The sequence below is a fragment of the Burkholderia sp. lig30 genome, from assembly GCF_000687455.2.
Taxonomy (GTDB): Bacteria; Pseudomonadota; Gammaproteobacteria; order Burkholderiales; family Burkholderiaceae; genus Burkholderia.
On the sequence record NZ_JGVW01000133.1, the window covers coordinates 1 to 14,190 of the forward strand.

The following is a 14,190-nucleotide window of genomic DNA, read 5'->3' on the forward strand; positions in this document are numbered from 1 at the left end:
ACGGGTTCGCCGGACGCTTACGTCGGTACGGCAAGCGCACCTTGATACTGTCGGGCGCCGTTGCGCTATTCGGCATCGCAGGCCTGATGTGCTGGGAATCTTGGTGGAACGCGAATCCAGAGGTAGGCGTCGGTCTGTTCATTGGAGTAGCCGCCACCTGCCTCTACCTGTCACTATTGTTTCAGCGGCTCGAGCAGCAGGCGGCAACCGACCCACTCACGGGGGTTGGGAATCGCGCCTCCTTTGAGCGAGCCATCGAACGAGTTCTGGCCATTCAAAGCGTTAAATCCGGCAATACTGCTCTATTTCTTATTGATTTAGATGGCTTCAAGCAGGTAAATGATGCCTACGGGCATGCGGTGGGCGATGAACTGCTGCAGTTGTTCGCGAAGAAACTACGAGCCAACTTGCGCCAAGGCGATACGGTTGCGCGTTTGGGAGGAGATGAATTCGTGGTTCTGGCGCGACACGTCGATGGTAGAACTGGTGCACGAACAATTGCCAATAGCATTCATGCCATCCTCGCCAACATCCATACCATCGATGGCCACCGGATTGATGTATCCGCGAGCATCGGTGTTTGTATGTTATCCGTGGGTACTGAGAGCACCGCCTCTGACATCCGTGTCCTGATGCGATGTGCCGATAGCGCCATGTATCGTGCTAAGAGGCATAGCAATGGGCAAACGGTATTTGCCGATTAGGCACGCAACAACCTGGCAAACTAGCTGAATCTGAATTCAGGGTGTCATGCGTGACTGGGCCGCACCGTGAAAACACGCTGGGCTGCATAGTCGCGTTGCCGGAAGCGACGCCGGTGCATGAGGCCGAGCGCCTGCAAGCCGACCTGGCGCGTGCGGGCATTGCGCCCTATGCGTGGGTCGTCAACCAGTCGCTACTGGCAAGCGGAACGCCCTATCCGATGCTCTGCCAGCGCGGCACGTATGAGGTTCCATTCATTCGCCGGGTCGCCGACACCTTGTCGCAGCGAACCGCGCTGATAGCGTAGCTCGCCGAGGCCCCCGTAGGGGAGGCCGGTCTGGAGCAGGTGACGATGGGCACCGTGCCTCGAATCAGGGCGAGAACTGCTCGAATGCGGCGAGCGCGTGCGTCGCATACATCATCGACGGACCGCCGCCCATGTACACGGCGGTTCCCAGCACTTCCTCCAGTTCGGCGCGTGTCGTGCCGAGCTTGACGAGCGCCTTGACGTGAAAGCCAATGCAGTCGTCGCAACGGCTCGCGACGGCGATGCCGAGCGCCACAAGCTCCCGGGTCTTCCTGCTCAGCGCGCCGTCCTTGGTGCCGGCCGCGGCAAGCTGGCTGAATGCCGTCATCAACTCGGGCTGGGTGTCACGCAGGCGCCGCATCTGACCAGATACATCGTCGACTACTGCCTGGAAATTTGGAACCCCACTCATACGTCTAGCCTCCTATATCAATCGCACAACATCGGTCACGCCGTGCGGATGGGCGAGCAGCAGGTCAATCGCATGACCGGCCATCCGCCAGACAATTTCGTTCCAGCCAAGCGCTATTTCTTCCCGGGCTCCGGGGCGACAACAGGAGGCCCCATCCGGTATTGCTGCTGCCACATCATGTTGTTCATCATTTCCTGCTGCATTTGAAGATACTGGTCGCTCATGTATTGCCGCTTCCGCAATTGCTCAGGTGTCAGCTGGGAATAGTACCCGCCCATGTGACCCCATCCACCACCGCCGGGGCCCGCGCCACCCATCATTCCAGCACCGCCACGCCCCATCATGCCGGGGCCCATCATTCCAGGCCCCATCCCGCCATAGCCCATCATTCCCGGCCCCCACATGCCTCGCATGGTGCCCATCGCGCTCTGCATCGTCTCCCAATGCTGCTGCAGGAGTCTCTGACGCTCCTGCGGGTCCTGGGTTTTGCCAATCTGGTCCATCTGCGCGTGCATGGTGGTCATCTGCTCTCGAAGCTGAGCCAGACTTTTGTCAAATTCGGCCGTGTTCGGAGCCTGCGATTTCGAGCTGCTCTTCGTAGTCGCCCCATCTTTCGCTGCCGCATGGGCCAGCGGTGATGTCAGGGATATTCCGATAACCGCTGCAAGCACAATTTTTTTCACGACGCCTCCGTATAGACGTAAGGAGTGACAGGGCAATTCGCTCGACTTCTTGTTTCGTTCGAAGCATACGTCTGCGGCTACGCCTACTTTTGATGTGCATCAACGGTCGGTATGCGTTGAGTTCGTGCGAGCGGGCGGACCTCCCTGCGCAATCTGCGGTTGCCGAAGTCCCACTGATGTCGCCGATATGCTTCAGCTTGAATCACGGCATCGCTTTGGCGGAATATCGAATCATGTCCGCGCCATGCTGCATGAAGATGTATACGGCGGCGCTCAGGAAGAACGTCATCATCGCTGCGATGGCAAGCGAACGGGTCTGCACTTGCCTGTCGTCGCCCACGTGGTGAAGCAGTGCGGCCGTGGCGATACACGCGATGCCAAAACTGACGCCTGCCGCCACGTCCGAAAACCAGTGTACCCCGAGGTAGAGCCGTGAAAATGAAATGAGGAAGATGAGCAGCCCCGCCGCGATTGCGATACGACGACTCCATGCGTCACCGAAGGCGCGTGCGACGAAGAACGCCAAAAAGCCGTATGTCACAACACTTAATGTCGCGTGATTGCTGGGAAACGAGAAGCTGTTCACACCGTCATACATCAACACCGGACGAGGCCGTCGGATGACGAACTTGACCGTTTCAACGAATACCTGAGCCAAACCAACGGCCGCGACCCAATAGAGCGCGCTTCGCAGCTGCCGGCGCCAGACAAACCAGCCAAGTACGACGAAAATCACCGGTACCGTGACGGCCGCATCTCCCAACTCAGACATTGCGACCATGAGCGAGTCGAGCATCGGAAATCGCATGCGCTGCAACACGTCATGAATCATGACGTCGACCTCAACAAGCGGGTCTCGTGTAACGACATCTTCGAGCATCCCGAAAAAAAGCCACATCCCGCCAATCACCAACACGACAGCAACCAGCGCATTGCGCATGCCGACGCGCGTGAACACCAACCTCCACGTGAGCGGCTTATTATGGAGCGCGCTGAACCCGCCACCTGGCGACGCCGGCGAGGCGGTCAATTTATCAATGAGCCGTTTCATGACGACGACCGTCACCACGACCACCAGCGCGGACGGGATAAACATGATGGGCGACGGTAACGCGAAGCCAAAGAAAGTCTCAAGCGGCGCTATGACGAGGGTTGCGACGAATGATGCAAGCATCATCGCAATCGACACGCCACGAAACGCGTTGAGCGGGCTCGACAGCAATACCAGCGTGCTCGTAGCGACGCAGTACAAGGCGAGTGTCGCCATCGACCGTGCGTTATCAAGGCTGCCGTGCTGGTACTCATCCTCGGGAAAGTAACCCTGCCTACTTTTCCAGCTAGAAACAGAGGCCGCAGGCATGACCTCAGGCCATTCAAGTGTTCGGCAAGCGTGGTTGCCTGCTTGGGATACAACTCCGACTTTCTTGCCGCGAACCAGCACGTTATGGCTTTTGTAAGAGGCCCGCTGTCTCCCATCGTTCCGCCGCGACATGCGTTCGCGACCTCGACACGCAACTCCTCATCGGTAGCCACGAACGCCACGAAGTTCCGCAATACAAAAAGCTTGTGGAGAGCGTACGCCCGGCTATCTCCGTTGGCAAAGGCCTTCGCCAGCGTCTCGGCAACTTCGTCCGCGAAGGAAGACGGCAGAACCGAGCGAAGAAAAGTGAAGTCAAAGACCCTATATAGAGAAGGGACTTCATATACCAGCGGGGCGCGGAGTATCACTAGCCCCGCGACGCTCCGTCCATGTTCGGACACCATTACTGGTCGTGGTTGTTTGGGCTTTGCCATGCGCCTCCGGGTCCAGTCGGATAGGAGTCGAAACTGGGGAAGGATGGATTCGCCCAAGCGGCAACGTATAACGTAAAATGCGTTAATGTGAAACGCACTCCCCGTCGCCGGCGGACTATCCAGTCGTCAAATAGATACTTTTCCGTATCTATTGGATACAAAATAGTAGCGCGAAGGCTCCATGTCAAGGGCAAAATGAACTCGGAACTTTTAGAGGAGTACGAATGCCACACCCGGCGCCTGCTCGCTGCAAATCTGCGCAGCGCGCGTGCTCACAAAGGGCTCAATCAGGAAGAGTTGGGGCAACTAGTGGGACTTCACCGCACGTACATCGGAGGTTTGGAGCGAGCGGAAAGAAACGCCTCGTTAGATACGATTGCAAGAATCGCGAAGGCGTTGGGGTACGAAGTGTACGAGCTGCTGAGCCCGACATTGCATGTGCGGTGATGGTGTTTGCGGACGCGAGGTTGTTTACCTCGCCCCACGTCAGAGAGTTGCTGCTTAGACCGCGATAGGCGCCTTGATGGCAGGGTGGTGCTGGTAGCCCTCAATCACGAAGTCTTCGTAAAGATAGCTGAAAATGTCATCCGGCTTTCGAGCGAGTTTGAGCGTGGGGAGCGGGTACGGCTCACGCGTGAGTTGCTCGTTAACCTGTTCCAGATGGTTCATGTAGATGTGGCAATCGCCCCCAGTCCAAATCAGCTCGCCAACTTCGAGGTCGCACTGCTGCGCCAGCATGTGAACGAGCAACGCATAACTCGCGATATTGAAGGGCGTCCCGAGGAAGGCGTCTTGGCTGCGACAATACAAGAGGCAGCTCAGCTTGCCTTCGCTTACATAGAACTGGGCAAGACAATGGCACGGCGCCAACGCCATCCGCCCCTCTTTAACGTTCTCGACCGGCGACACGCTCTCATCCGGAAACTCTGCCACATTCAGTGCCGTCAGCAACAGGCGGCGCGAGTTCGGCCGGTTCTTAATCTGGTTGACGAGCTGCGCGACCTGGTCAACAACTGTGCCATCCGGGCGCGGCCAGAAACGCCACTGATGACCATAGACCGGACCGAGGTTACCGTTCTCGTCCGCCCACTCATCCCAAATGGTGACGCCGTTCTCGTTCAGGTACTTGATGTTTGTGTCACCGTTCAGGAACCAAAGCAACTCATGAATGACACTCTTCATGTGGATGCGCTTAGTGGTGACGAGAGGAAAACCCTCAGACAAGTCAAAGCGAAGCTGGCGCCCGAAAACACTAATCGTCCCGGTGCCGGTCCGGTCCATCTTCTTGGAGCCGGTCGACAAGATGTCGCGCAGGAGGTCGAGGTATTGAATCATGTTCGAGCTACAAAAAATAAGGGCCGCATGCTGCCGCGTCAGGCTTATATATTAAAGGGGTTTCAGCGCGATGCGTGAATTGCCCGTAATCTTACGGGCAATCGCTTCGCTCATCTCCCTTGTCCGGCAAAGGATTCGGCGTAGCCCGTAACTGCACCGGGTCACAAAGATGTGGCAAGCCGGCAGCGCGATCTGGTCGAGCACCGCCGGATTCCATGCGTGGAACAGGATGCGACGGTCGGACGGGTTCTGCATGATCGTGTCGAGGCATTGGCGCAGCTGGTCGATCGCCTTGTACAGCAGCACTTTCGGCGCACCGTCCTCGTCGAAGCGCGTGACGACGCGAAAGCCGCGCTGCGTCGCATCGGCGATCTGCGCGTCGGCGCCCGCGTCGAGCACCTTGTAGCCGGGCCACTGGCGCCATTGCACGCCATAGACGTCGCCGAGATCGTCGACGCCCTGACGGTACGGATTCGCAAGCCACTGCGCGTTCTCGTTCGCGTTGGAATCCCACACCTTGCAGCCGAGCGCGCGGAAGTCCGCCGCGCTCCTCGACGCGCGCAGGAAGCCCACCAGCTCGCCGATCGCCGACTTGAACGCGAGCTTCTTCGTCGTCACGGCCGGAAAGCCTTGCTGCAGGTCGAAGCGCAGCATGGCGCCGGGCATGCTGATGGTGCGGATGCCCGTGCGGTTTTCCTGCCAGGAGCCGGTGTCGAGGATAGTGCGAACGAGATCGAGATACTGTTTCATGCGGGTTCCTTCGGCCGCGACTGCGGCCGCACCCGGCAATTCTAGCAAGCGTGGCCCGATGTCTCGTGTGGCGGCGGCGCGAGGCCCGTGAGCGCGTCGCCACGATCGCGCATCCCGTGCGCGCACATCAGCCGGTACAGCGTGACGCGCGACACGCCCAGCTCACGCGCCGCATCGGCGAAGCGCCCGTGATGGCGCTGCAGCGCGTGTTCGATCGCCTGCCGCTCGGCAGCCTCGCGCGCCTCGACGAGCGATACCGGCGCGAGCGCCGCGTAGTCGCCGAGTTCGAGATCCTCCGCGCTGATCATCCTGCCTTCGGACATCACGATCGCGCGGCGCACGCGGTTGATCAGCTCGCGCACGTTGCCAGGCCACGCATAGCCGTACAGCGCGGCGATCGCATCGGGCGAGAAGCCGCGCAGCCGGCGGTGCGCGTCGCCCTTGAAGCGCTCGAGCATGTGGCGGGCGAGCACCTCGATATCCTTGCCGCGGGCACGCAGCGGCGGCTCCTCGATCCTCAGCACGCAAAGCCGATGGAACAGGTCTTCGCGAAAGCGGCCTTCGCCGAGCGCCGCGTGCATGTCGACGTGCGTCGCGCAGATCGCGCGCACGTCGACCGGAATCGACCCGTGGCCGCCGAGCCGCTCGATCTTGCCCTCCTGCAGGAAGCGCAGCAGGCTCGCCTGGCTCTCGAGCGGCAGATCGCCGATTTCATCGAGGAACAGCGTGCCGCCGTGCGCGGACTCGACGCGACCGATCTTGCGCTGGTTCGCGCCGGTGAACGCGCCGCGTTCGTAGCCGAACAGCTCGGCCTGCAGCAGCGTCGCCGGAATCGCGCCGCAATTGATCGCGACGAACGGCCCGCGCGCGCGCGCCGAGCGCTCGTGAATCGCGACGGCCGTCAGTTCCTTGCCGGTGCCGGATTCGCCGGAGATGAAGACGGGCGCGTCGGTCGTCGCGACACGGCGAATCATCTTGAACAGCGCGAGCATCGCGTCGCAGGTGCCGACCATCTCGCCTTCGCTGCGCCCCACTGCCGCCGGTGGCGCGACGAGATCCGTGAGCGTGACCATCCCGTGCGCATGACCGACCGTCTCGATGATGCGCGCCGTCTCGTAAGGCATCGTCACGTAGTCGAAGCAGTAGTCGCGAATCAGGTGGCGCAGCACGGCGTCCTGAAGCTGGCCCCGTTGCGTGGCCGCGATCCAGCCGATATGCGGAATCGTGAGGCAGCCCTCCAGCTCGCGCAGATCGGATGATTTGAATCCCGACGAGAAATCGAGCAGCCCGGCCTTGGCGACGCCCTGCTGCGCGGCGCGCCGCACGTCCCGGACCGTCTGCGCGAGATCCACGCGCCAGCCGCGTGCATCGAACTGCCCGCGCAATGTCTCGCTCGGCTCACGCGAGAAATAGATCACATGCCGCGCCTCGGCTTCCATACCCACACCCCGTTCATCAACCGTCTTACGATTACCGGCACACGCGCCCTCGCGTGGTGAAAGGATCAAACAGGGTCCACGCGCAGGCTGGCTCGATTCACCGGTTCACGGCGAGGCGGCACCGCTCTCCTCGCATTCACGGCACGTATCGGAATCGAGGGCTCTGGCGAGTCTCTTCGGATGTTTTTCTTGTGGTTAAAGCAGCTTAGTTATACACGCCAAACAAAACAAATCGATTTCGAAAAACAGCCCAATGCTTAACAATGCTTAACCCGACGACAGCTTGGGTTAATCCTCTGCACATAAGCGCGCAATCGCATGGCCGACGAACCGGGGCGTGAATGACACGTCGTGATTTTCAGCCCTGAAGCGGCCCGGTTGAATCCGCAGTATTCCCAAGCCCCCTCGTTTCAGGCCTGAAACATTTTTTTTGCATTTAGCCTCGCGATTCTTGACGCCGGATTGCCAATCGCAATTGCGACAACGGTTTGAGCACGATGGCATGTATTTCGCTGGATACCCGGCATACCGGAGACACGCCATGCGAAACCTCCATCGCCCCTTCTTCATCTGGATGGCCGTCGCGCTCGCAACTGCGTCCGCGCCGTTCAGCTGCGTCGCGCAAGAGGCCGCGCAACCGGACGAGCCGGGCCTCGTGCCTGTGTCGCAGGTCAAGGACGCTACGGTGATGAACCGTTATGCCCAGATCGACGAGGACACGCTCAACCAGCAGCGCGGCCGCGCACCCGGCTTCGTCATGGTGGCGGCGACGCCGCAGATGCTGGGCACCCCCCCGTCGGTGACGCTCTGGGACGAACTCGCGCCGCCCGCGCCGTTGCCGATACCGGTCGATGCGCAGCGCACGATGCAGGGCAATACCGTGACCTACACGAGGAAATAACGGCACGCCTCTGCGCGCCACGCACACGCGTCACGAACCGTCCTGCCCCGACCCGATACGAGAGATCAACCATGAACGTTCCGCTCTTCCTGTCCCGCCGCCCGCTACGCGTCGCGCTGTGCGTGGCGCTCGCCGGCGGCGCATGCGGCGCGGCACGTGCGCAGGAGCAAGTGACCAACCCGGGCGACATCATCGTGACGCGCGACATCACGCCCCGCATCGCGTATCGCCCCGTGCCGACGGATCAGGACCCGGTGCGCGTGCGCGCGACCACGTTCCCGGCCAACAGCTTCAATCCGATGATGGCCACGATGGTCTCGGATCTCGACCTCACGAACGCGCACGGATCGAACGGCGTCATGCCTGGCGGCATGCTCGGCGGCAACGCGGGCATGCAGGCGGTCACGCGCGTGCTCACGGGCGACGCCGCCGGCGCGGCGGGCGGCATGATCGCGCGCGGAGCGGTCGGCGGCGCAAGCCCGGCCGGCGGCATCGGCGGCGCGATCTCCGGCGCGGTGACGAATGCGCTCGCGCCGCTCACGAGCGCGCTGGGAGCCGCCAAATGAACGCGCTCGTGCAATGCCTGCCATCGCGCTTGCGCGCCGCCGCAAGCTGCCATGCCATCGCCCGGTCGTGCGTGGCGGGCGCAGTGCTCGCGATCGGTGCCGCACTTGCATTGCCCGCGGCGCACGCCCAGGACGTGCCGCTCGTAAGCGGCACCGCGACGATCGCGACCGGCACGGCAACCGGTGCGACCGGTGTGATCGCAATCAATGAAGCAGCCGGCCTCGACAACGTGCAAGCCAATCAACTGGCGTTGGGCATCGCTGCGGCAGGCACCGGATATATCGCGTCGACGCAGGCAGCGACGACGTCGGCGCGCGTCGGCGACACGGCCGTGCGCATCGAAGGCTCGGCTTTCTCGAACGTCTCGGGTGCATTGATGGTGAATCAGAGCGCAGGGGCGGGAAATCTTCAGCGCAACAGCACCGTGCTCGGAACGCTGGGCGCGGGAGTGCGGGCTGTCTCGGATACCGAACTATCCGAGACAGCCCCGGGACACGGTGGACTGGGACTCCCGGTGGGCGGGCGGGATATGCCCGAAGCGTCGATTAGCGGCGACGCTTTCAAGCATATCAGCGGCATCGTACAAGTCAACCAGACCTCCGGCGCCGGTAATGCCACGGCAAACAGTTTTGTGCTCCGTCCCCCGGCGGGCACTCTTTTTAACTAAGCCATCACCGAAACGGAGCGTACTATGAAGCGCACACTCATTGCAGCGGCGATCCTCGCGTCAGCAGCCAGTTCCGTGTATGCGTCGCCGCCGAAGGCCTATCTGTTCAACACGACGGGTGTCACCGACACGGTCGCCATCCATGGCTGGGTCAGGCTGTTCGGCAGCGTGACCGTGACGAGCACGGCCGGGGCCGTCATCAACAACAACCAGTCGGTCTCGGTGGCCGGCGTGGTGCTCGATCCGAACTACCAGAGCTACTCGAAGGGCGCGATCACGACGACGTTCAACAACGAAGACAAGAACGTGTCGGTAAGCGGCAGCTCGTCGTTCTCGTCGAACGAGTCGTCCTCGAGGATGTCGTCGTCGCAATCGACCGAATCGAAGTCGTCGTCGCACGATTCGCACAGCGTGACGGCATGGGCCTCGGGCGAAAGCTCGAAGTCCCAGTCGAGCCACACGAAGCAATCGTCGTCGTCGCAACAGGACACGAGCGCGAGCAGCGGCCACAAGGCCGTCGCAGGCGTGCTGACGGTCACGGTCGCCGCGTCCGAAAACGAGAGCACGTCACACACCCGCACCCGCCACGGCAGCAGCGAAAGCGAGAACTTCAACGGCAGCCTCTACGTGGCCGGCGCGGCTGGCGTCGCATGGGACAACGCATCGTCGAACAGCAACACGCATGACGCCAAGATGAGTTCGTCGTCGAGCTCCAGCCACTCCGAGAGCGAGTCCGGCTACAAGGCGCGGGTGCATCACGACGATTCGTCGTCGACCTCGTCGTCCAGCAAGTCGATGCAGGCGAGCTCGAGCGAAAAGTTCTCGAAGAACACGTCCTGGAGCTACAAGCTCGACGTCGACAAGACTGACGTGACGACCACCGGCAGCGTCACGCAGCACATCGACACCCGCAAGCCCGGCGAGCTCAACGCGGGCACCGGCAACAACGCCGCGTCGGGCGTCACCGGCAACCTGGGCGTCAACGTCGCGGAAGGCATCAGCAACGCGCAAAGCAACGACGTCGCGCTCGCGTCGGTGGACATCGGCAACGTGTTCGGCAACGCGCAGATCTTCAGCAGCCAGTCGTCGTCGGGCAAGGCCGCCGTCAACAACTTCAAGCTGAACGCGACGATCGGCGACGGCTCGCTGTCGAACGTGTCGGGCAACGTCGGCGTGAACGTCGCGTCGGGCATCGGCAACGTGCAGAACAACAGCCTCGCCGGCGCCGTGACGACCGTCAATCCGGCGCAGGTGTCGACGGTCGCGATGCTCGCCACGGACGACAACACGCAGAATGCGGCCGCGCAGGCCAAGGGCCGCTTCGAAGGCACCGCGTTGCTCGGCGCCAACACGCTGCACGGCTCCGCCGGCAACATCGGCGTGAACATCGCCGGCGGCGTCGGCAACCTGCAGCACAACGGCCTCGCGATCGCGGCGCTCAACAACGGTCATTGACCGCACAACCGGGGGAACGCGCCGTGCCGCCCGTTCGTCGGGCGACGCGGCGCGCGTGGCAGGAGATCGGCATGTCCGGGGAACATCGGCTTTCGTCGCGGCACATCGCCGCCGTCGTGGCGACCGGCGTCTGGTGCGCGGTGGCCTTCGCGCAATCGAGCATCGACACCTACACGCTCGCGGGCGTGCCGCTCACGAAGCACCTGAAATCGGTCCGCGACCTGCGCTATCGCGACATCGTCAGCCAGAAGTTCGACTTCAGCTGCGGCTCGGCCGCGCTCGCCACGCTGCTCAAATACGGCTACGACATCGATATTCCGGAACCCGAAATGATCCGGCGGATGATGGCATTCTCGTCGCCGGACGTCGTGGTCAAGAATGGTTTCTCGATGCTCGACATGAAGAAGTTCGTCGAGACCCTCGGCCTGCGCGGCCGCGGCTTCAGGGTCGGCATCGACGCGCTGTATCACCTGCAGATCCCCGTGCTCGTGCTGATGAATCTCGACGGCTACGAGCATTTCGTGATCGTCAAGCATGCGGAAGACGGCCGGATCTTCATCGCCGATCCGGCGCTCGGCAACCGCATCCTGCTCGAAAAGGACTTCGCCAGAACCTGGAACGGCCTCGTCTTCGCCGTTCTGGGCAAACCGTTCAAGGAGGATTCCCCCCTGTTGCAGAACAACGAATCGCTGGCGCTCAAGCTGCGCGACCAGGCGCTCGGCACGAGTTCCGCCGCGGTTCCCTTCGTCGAATTCGGCTTGATCAAGGCAGACCTGTTCTGACTCGTCATGAAACGCTACCTCTCGCCGCTCTGCCTCGCATGGTGCACCACCCTGTGCGGCTACGCGAGCAGCGCCGTTGCGGCCGAAAACGCGCCCGGCGCGCTCAATGCATCACGTCCGTTCGACAGCCAACTGCCTGCACCGGCGCTGCAGCTCGTCGACGACGACGTCCTCGCCCACCAGACCGGAAAATATGCCGGCGCATCGATGATTTCCGGGTTCGTGCTGAATCTGGTGTCCCAATGGCAATTGCCGAACGGCGCGCTTGCGGTCGCGCAAGGCACGCTGTCGGTCGCGACGAATGCCGCCGGCCGGCCCCACGCGCACGTCACGACATTCGCCCGGGTCGTCGACGGCGGCGACGGGCCGAGCGGCGCGAACCCGAACGCCATCGCGACCGGCGGGCAGTCGGTCTCGGTCAACGGCATCTCGCAGATCACGCAGGTCGCGGGCAACTACAACACCGGCACCAATGCGGCCGTCATCGACTTCAACGCGAACAATCCGACGGCGCAGCCCCTGCCCGGCTCGACGTCGAACGCCAGCGCATCCGCAAGCGATGCGTCGGGCACCGTGAAGGCGGTGATTTCGTTTTCCGGCAAGGGGCTGTCCGTCGCGTTGCAGACCCCCGCCGGCCTCGCCACCCAGTCGATCTCCCCGGCATCCTCCCAGCAGGCCGGTGCGATCGCGCAACTGCTGCAAGTCACGGGCAATCGCCAGATTGTCTCGAACCAGCTTCAACTGCTGTTGCGCACCCAGTCACTGTCGTCAGCGACGCTCCGTCAGATGGGCGTCCTCCAGGCGCTGCAGAACAGCGCCCTTCCGAGGAGATGAGCGCGGCCCGCAAGCCGCGACAGCGCACATGCCGCGCACGCGTGTGCCACTTCTGGCCGCAGCGGGCCGCGCCCCTTGGCGCGGCTCCCGGCGGTCCATTCCGGGGGGAAGGATCATGTCGCATCACAAGTCGTCAACAGGCAAACCGCGCACCGTGCTCGCCGCCATCCCGGCCGCGGTGCTTTGCTTTGCGTTCACGCAGGGCGCGCATGCGCAGGCGCTCGCCGACCAGTCGCTCGAGGAGCGCCTCAACACGTTGATGAAAGTCGTCGACGCGCAGCAGCGCAAGATCGACGTGCTCGAACGTCAGGTCGTCGATCTCGAGATGGCCCGGCGCGGGCGCGGCGCCCCGGGCGGGTCGGGCGACGGCGTCGCCGCGCCGCCGGCGCTGGTCTCGCAATACACGCCCGTCACGCCTGCGCCCGGCGAAGGCACCGGCACCGCGACCGGCGTGCCGGTCAACCCGCCGCCGCCCGCGAGCGCGGGCGAAAGCGGCGCGCCGGGCGCCATCGGCACCGTGCAGAAAGCCACCGAGCCCGGTCGCACCGCGGCGGAAGACGCAGTCGTGCAACGCGAGCATGCGCCGCTCTTCGACCACAAGCTGACAATCGACTGGGGCATCAGCGACACCTATTACGACCGGCGGCAACTGCAGCTGTCCGGCTTTCTTGCGCTCGACGCGATCTTCCTCGGCAACCTGAACCTCGGCCAGACGAAGTCGCACCAGCTGATGTCCGACGTGGACGTCCGCTATGGACTCACCGACCGGATCAGCGTCGACGTCGACGTGCCGTACCTGTACCGCACCGCCACCTTCATCAACGGCGGCGCGGGCACCTCGGCGAGCACGATGTCCGACACGAACGTCAGCTCGCACGCGCTCGGCGACGTCAATTTCGGCATCTACTACCAGTTCGTCAAGGAGCGCGACAGCATTCCGGACATCGTCGGCAGCCTGCGCGTGAAGTCGCCGACCGGCACGTCGCCGTTCGGCATCAAGTTGCTGCAGGCCGACCCGAACAACACGAACCTCGTCGCGCCCGACAAGCTGCCGACCGGCACCGGCTTCTGGAGCATCACGGCCGGCGTCTCGGCGCTGAAGACCTACGATCCGGTCGTGCTGTTCGGCAGCGTGTCCTACACGTACAACGTCGCCCGTTCGTTCTCCGACATATCGTCGGTGGCCGGCCAGACCGTGCCCGCCAAGGTCAAGCTCGGCGACATCATCCAGTTCGGCGGCGGCGTTGCGCTCGCGTTTTCCGAACGCGACTCCGCGAGCATCGCCTACACGATGGCGATCGAACCGTCCACCGAAACGCAGGCCCCGGGCCAGGGCTGGCAGCGAGTGCCGGGCAGCCAGACGACGGCATCGACGTTGAGTTTCGGCCTCAACCATGTGTTCAACAAGCACCTGACGATGAACGCGTCGGTCGCGATCGGGCTGACGCCCGATGCGCCGAACTTCATCGTCGGCCTGCGCTTCCCGTACACGTTCTGAAGCGCGCTCACGCAACGAGGTTATCGTGCACGACTCCCGCCCAGTCCCTTCAACCGCCCAGCCG

The 14,190-nt window shown here is 62.8% G+C and carries 15 protein-coding genes and 1 pseudogene; 10 read left to right on the forward strand and 6 right to left on the reverse strand.

All coding sequences use genetic code 11. The features are described 5' to 3' along the window. Window positions 1-704, forward strand: a 704-nt coding sequence (locus LIG30_RS23705) for a GGDEF domain-containing protein (RefSeq protein ID WP_038716069.1), incomplete at its 5' end; no start/stop codon positions are given. Between the two features lie 50 nt (window positions 705-754). Further along, on the forward strand, window positions 755-1,009 hold the full coding sequence (locus LIG30_RS23710) for a hypothetical protein (protein ID WP_235510387.1): 255 nt from the start codon (window positions 755-757) through the stop codon (window positions 1,007-1,009). Window positions 1,010-1,073: 64 nt separating this feature from the next. On the opposite strand, the gene LIG30_RS23715 is transcribed toward LIG30_RS23710, so the two are convergent. The 3 genes from LIG30_RS23715 to LIG30_RS23725 form a co-directional block, all read right to left on the reverse strand. Further along, window positions 1,074-1,421 carry a carboxymuconolactone decarboxylase family protein gene (locus LIG30_RS23715; RefSeq protein ID WP_038716072.1) on the reverse strand — a complete coding sequence of 116 codons (348 nt, stop codon included), beginning with the start codon at window positions 1,419-1,421 and terminating at the stop codon, window positions 1,074-1,076. Between the two features lie 113 nt (window positions 1,422-1,534). Further along, window positions 1,535-2,104, reverse strand: a complete 570-nt coding sequence (locus LIG30_RS23720; RefSeq protein ID WP_038716074.1) for a hypothetical protein — start codon at window positions 2,102-2,104, stop codon at window positions 1,535-1,537. A gap of 202 nt (window positions 2,105-2,306) precedes the next feature. Then, complete coding sequence (locus tag LIG30_RS23725) at window positions 2,307-3,371, reverse strand: phosphatase PAP2 family protein (RefSeq protein WP_235510388.1); 1,065 nt, start codon at window positions 3,369-3,371, stop codon at window positions 2,307-2,309. A gap of 722 nt (window positions 3,372-4,093) precedes the next feature. On the opposite strand from LIG30_RS23725, the gene LIG30_RS25760 reads away from it, so the two are divergent. Next, window positions 4,094-4,345 (forward strand): helix-turn-helix domain-containing protein, encoded by a 252-nt coding sequence (locus LIG30_RS25760; protein ID WP_083494162.1) that lies wholly within the window; start codon window positions 4,094-4,096, stop codon window positions 4,343-4,345. 54 nt (window positions 4,346-4,399) lie between these two features. Here the strand turns inward: LIG30_RS25760 and LIG30_RS23730 are convergent, their stop codons facing one another. From LIG30_RS23730 to LIG30_RS23740, 3 genes and pseudogenes are all read right to left on the reverse strand, one after another. Beyond that, window positions 4,400-5,233: a thymidylate synthase gene (locus tag LIG30_RS23730; protein WP_038716076.1), complete on the reverse strand. Its 834-nt coding sequence runs from the start codon at window positions 5,231-5,233 to the stop codon at window positions 4,400-4,402. Between the two features lie 168 nt (window positions 5,234-5,401). After that, a pseudogene (locus LIG30_RS23735) lies at window positions 5,402-5,983 on the reverse strand (thymidylate synthase); the annotation flags it as partial. A 41-nt stretch (window positions 5,984-6,024) separates the two neighbouring features. Then, a complete protein-coding gene (locus tag LIG30_RS23740) occupies window positions 6,025-7,422 on the reverse strand; it encodes a sigma-54 dependent transcriptional regulator (RefSeq protein ID WP_038716078.1) in 1,398 nt (465 codons plus the stop codon). Between the two features lie 541 nt (window positions 7,423-7,963). On the opposite strand from LIG30_RS23740, the gene LIG30_RS23745 reads away from it, so the two are divergent. The 7 genes from LIG30_RS23745 to LIG30_RS23775 all read left to right on the forward strand — a co-directional run bounded on the left by LIG30_RS23745 (window position 7,964) and on the right by LIG30_RS23775 (window position 14,126). Then, a complete protein-coding gene (locus LIG30_RS23745; RefSeq protein ID WP_038716080.1) occupies window positions 7,964-8,323 on the forward strand; it encodes a hypothetical protein in 360 nt (119 codons plus the stop codon). A 71-nt stretch (window positions 8,324-8,394) separates the two neighbouring features. Then, the gene (locus LIG30_RS23750; protein ID WP_083494163.1) at window positions 8,395-8,889 is read left to right on the forward strand and encodes a hypothetical protein; all 495 of its coding nucleotides are present in this window, start codon (window positions 8,395-8,397) and stop codon (window positions 8,887-8,889) included. Next, window positions 8,886-9,557, forward strand: a complete 672-nt coding sequence (locus LIG30_RS23755; protein WP_235510389.1) for a hypothetical protein — start codon at window positions 8,886-8,888, stop codon at window positions 9,555-9,557. Before LIG30_RS23750 ends, LIG30_RS23755 begins: the two co-directional genes overlap by 4 nt. A 24-nt stretch (window positions 9,558-9,581) precedes the next feature. Further along, complete coding sequence (locus LIG30_RS23760) at window positions 9,582-11,012, forward strand: hypothetical protein (RefSeq protein ID WP_038716082.1); 1,431 nt, start codon at window positions 9,582-9,584, stop codon at window positions 11,010-11,012. Between the two features lie 71 nt (window positions 11,013-11,083). Next, window positions 11,084-11,794 (forward strand): C39 family peptidase, encoded by a 711-nt coding sequence (locus LIG30_RS23765; RefSeq protein WP_038716126.1) that lies wholly within the window; start codon window positions 11,084-11,086, stop codon window positions 11,792-11,794. 6 nt (window positions 11,795-11,800) lie between these two features. Beyond that, window positions 11,801-12,628 carry a hypothetical protein gene (locus tag LIG30_RS23770; RefSeq protein WP_038716083.1) on the forward strand — a complete coding sequence of 276 codons (828 nt, stop codon included), beginning with the start codon at window positions 11,801-11,803 and terminating at the stop codon, window positions 12,626-12,628. Window positions 12,629-12,743: 115 nt separating this feature from the next. Then, the gene (locus LIG30_RS23775) at window positions 12,744-14,126 is read left to right on the forward strand and encodes a hypothetical protein (protein WP_038716084.1); all 1,383 of its coding nucleotides are present in this window, start codon (window positions 12,744-12,746) and stop codon (window positions 14,124-14,126) included. Window positions 14,127-14,190: the final 64 nt, after the last annotated feature.

Excerpts from the sequence above, each read along its gene's own strand:
- LIG30_RS23760 (WP_038716082.1), top strand. The coding sequence starts at position 9,582 with ATGAAGCGCACACTCATTGCAGCGGCGATCCTCGCGTCAGCAGCCAGT.
- LIG30_RS23755 (WP_235510389.1), top strand. The coding sequence starts at position 8,886 with ATGAACGCGCTCGTGCAATGCCTGCCATCGCGCTTGCGCGCCGCCGCA.
- LIG30_RS23745 (WP_038716080.1), top strand. The coding sequence starts at position 7,964 with ATGCGAAACCTCCATCGCCCCTTCTTCATCTGGATGGCCGTCGCGCTC.
- LIG30_RS23725 (WP_235510388.1), bottom strand. The coding sequence starts at position 3,371 with ATGGCGACACTCGCCTTGTACTGCGTCGCTACGAGCACGCTGGTATTG.
- LIG30_RS23770 (WP_038716083.1), top strand. The coding sequence starts at position 11,801 with ATGAAACGCTACCTCTCGCCGCTCTGCCTCGCATGGTGCACCACCCTG.
- LIG30_RS23765 (WP_038716126.1), top strand. The coding sequence starts at position 11,084 with ATGTCCGGGGAACATCGGCTTTCGTCGCGGCACATCGCCGCCGTCGTG.
- LIG30_RS25760 (WP_083494162.1), top strand. The coding sequence starts at position 4,094 with ATGAACTCGGAACTTTTAGAGGAGTACGAATGCCACACCCGGCGCCTG.
- LIG30_RS23730 (WP_038716076.1), bottom strand. The coding sequence starts at position 5,233 with ATGATTCAATACCTCGACCTCCTGCGCGACATCTTGTCGACCGGCTCC.
- LIG30_RS23715 (WP_038716072.1), bottom strand. The coding sequence starts at position 1,421 with ATGAGTGGGGTTCCAAATTTCCAGGCAGTAGTCGACGATGTATCTGGT.
- LIG30_RS23775 (WP_038716084.1), top strand. The coding sequence starts at position 12,744 with ATGTCGCATCACAAGTCGTCAACAGGCAAACCGCGCACCGTGCTCGCC.
- LIG30_RS23750 (WP_083494163.1), top strand. The coding sequence starts at position 8,395 with ATGAACGTTCCGCTCTTCCTGTCCCGCCGCCCGCTACGCGTCGCGCTG.
- LIG30_RS23740 (WP_038716078.1), bottom strand. The coding sequence starts at position 7,422 with ATGGAAGCCGAGGCGCGGCATGTGATCTATTTCTCGCGTGAGCCGAGC.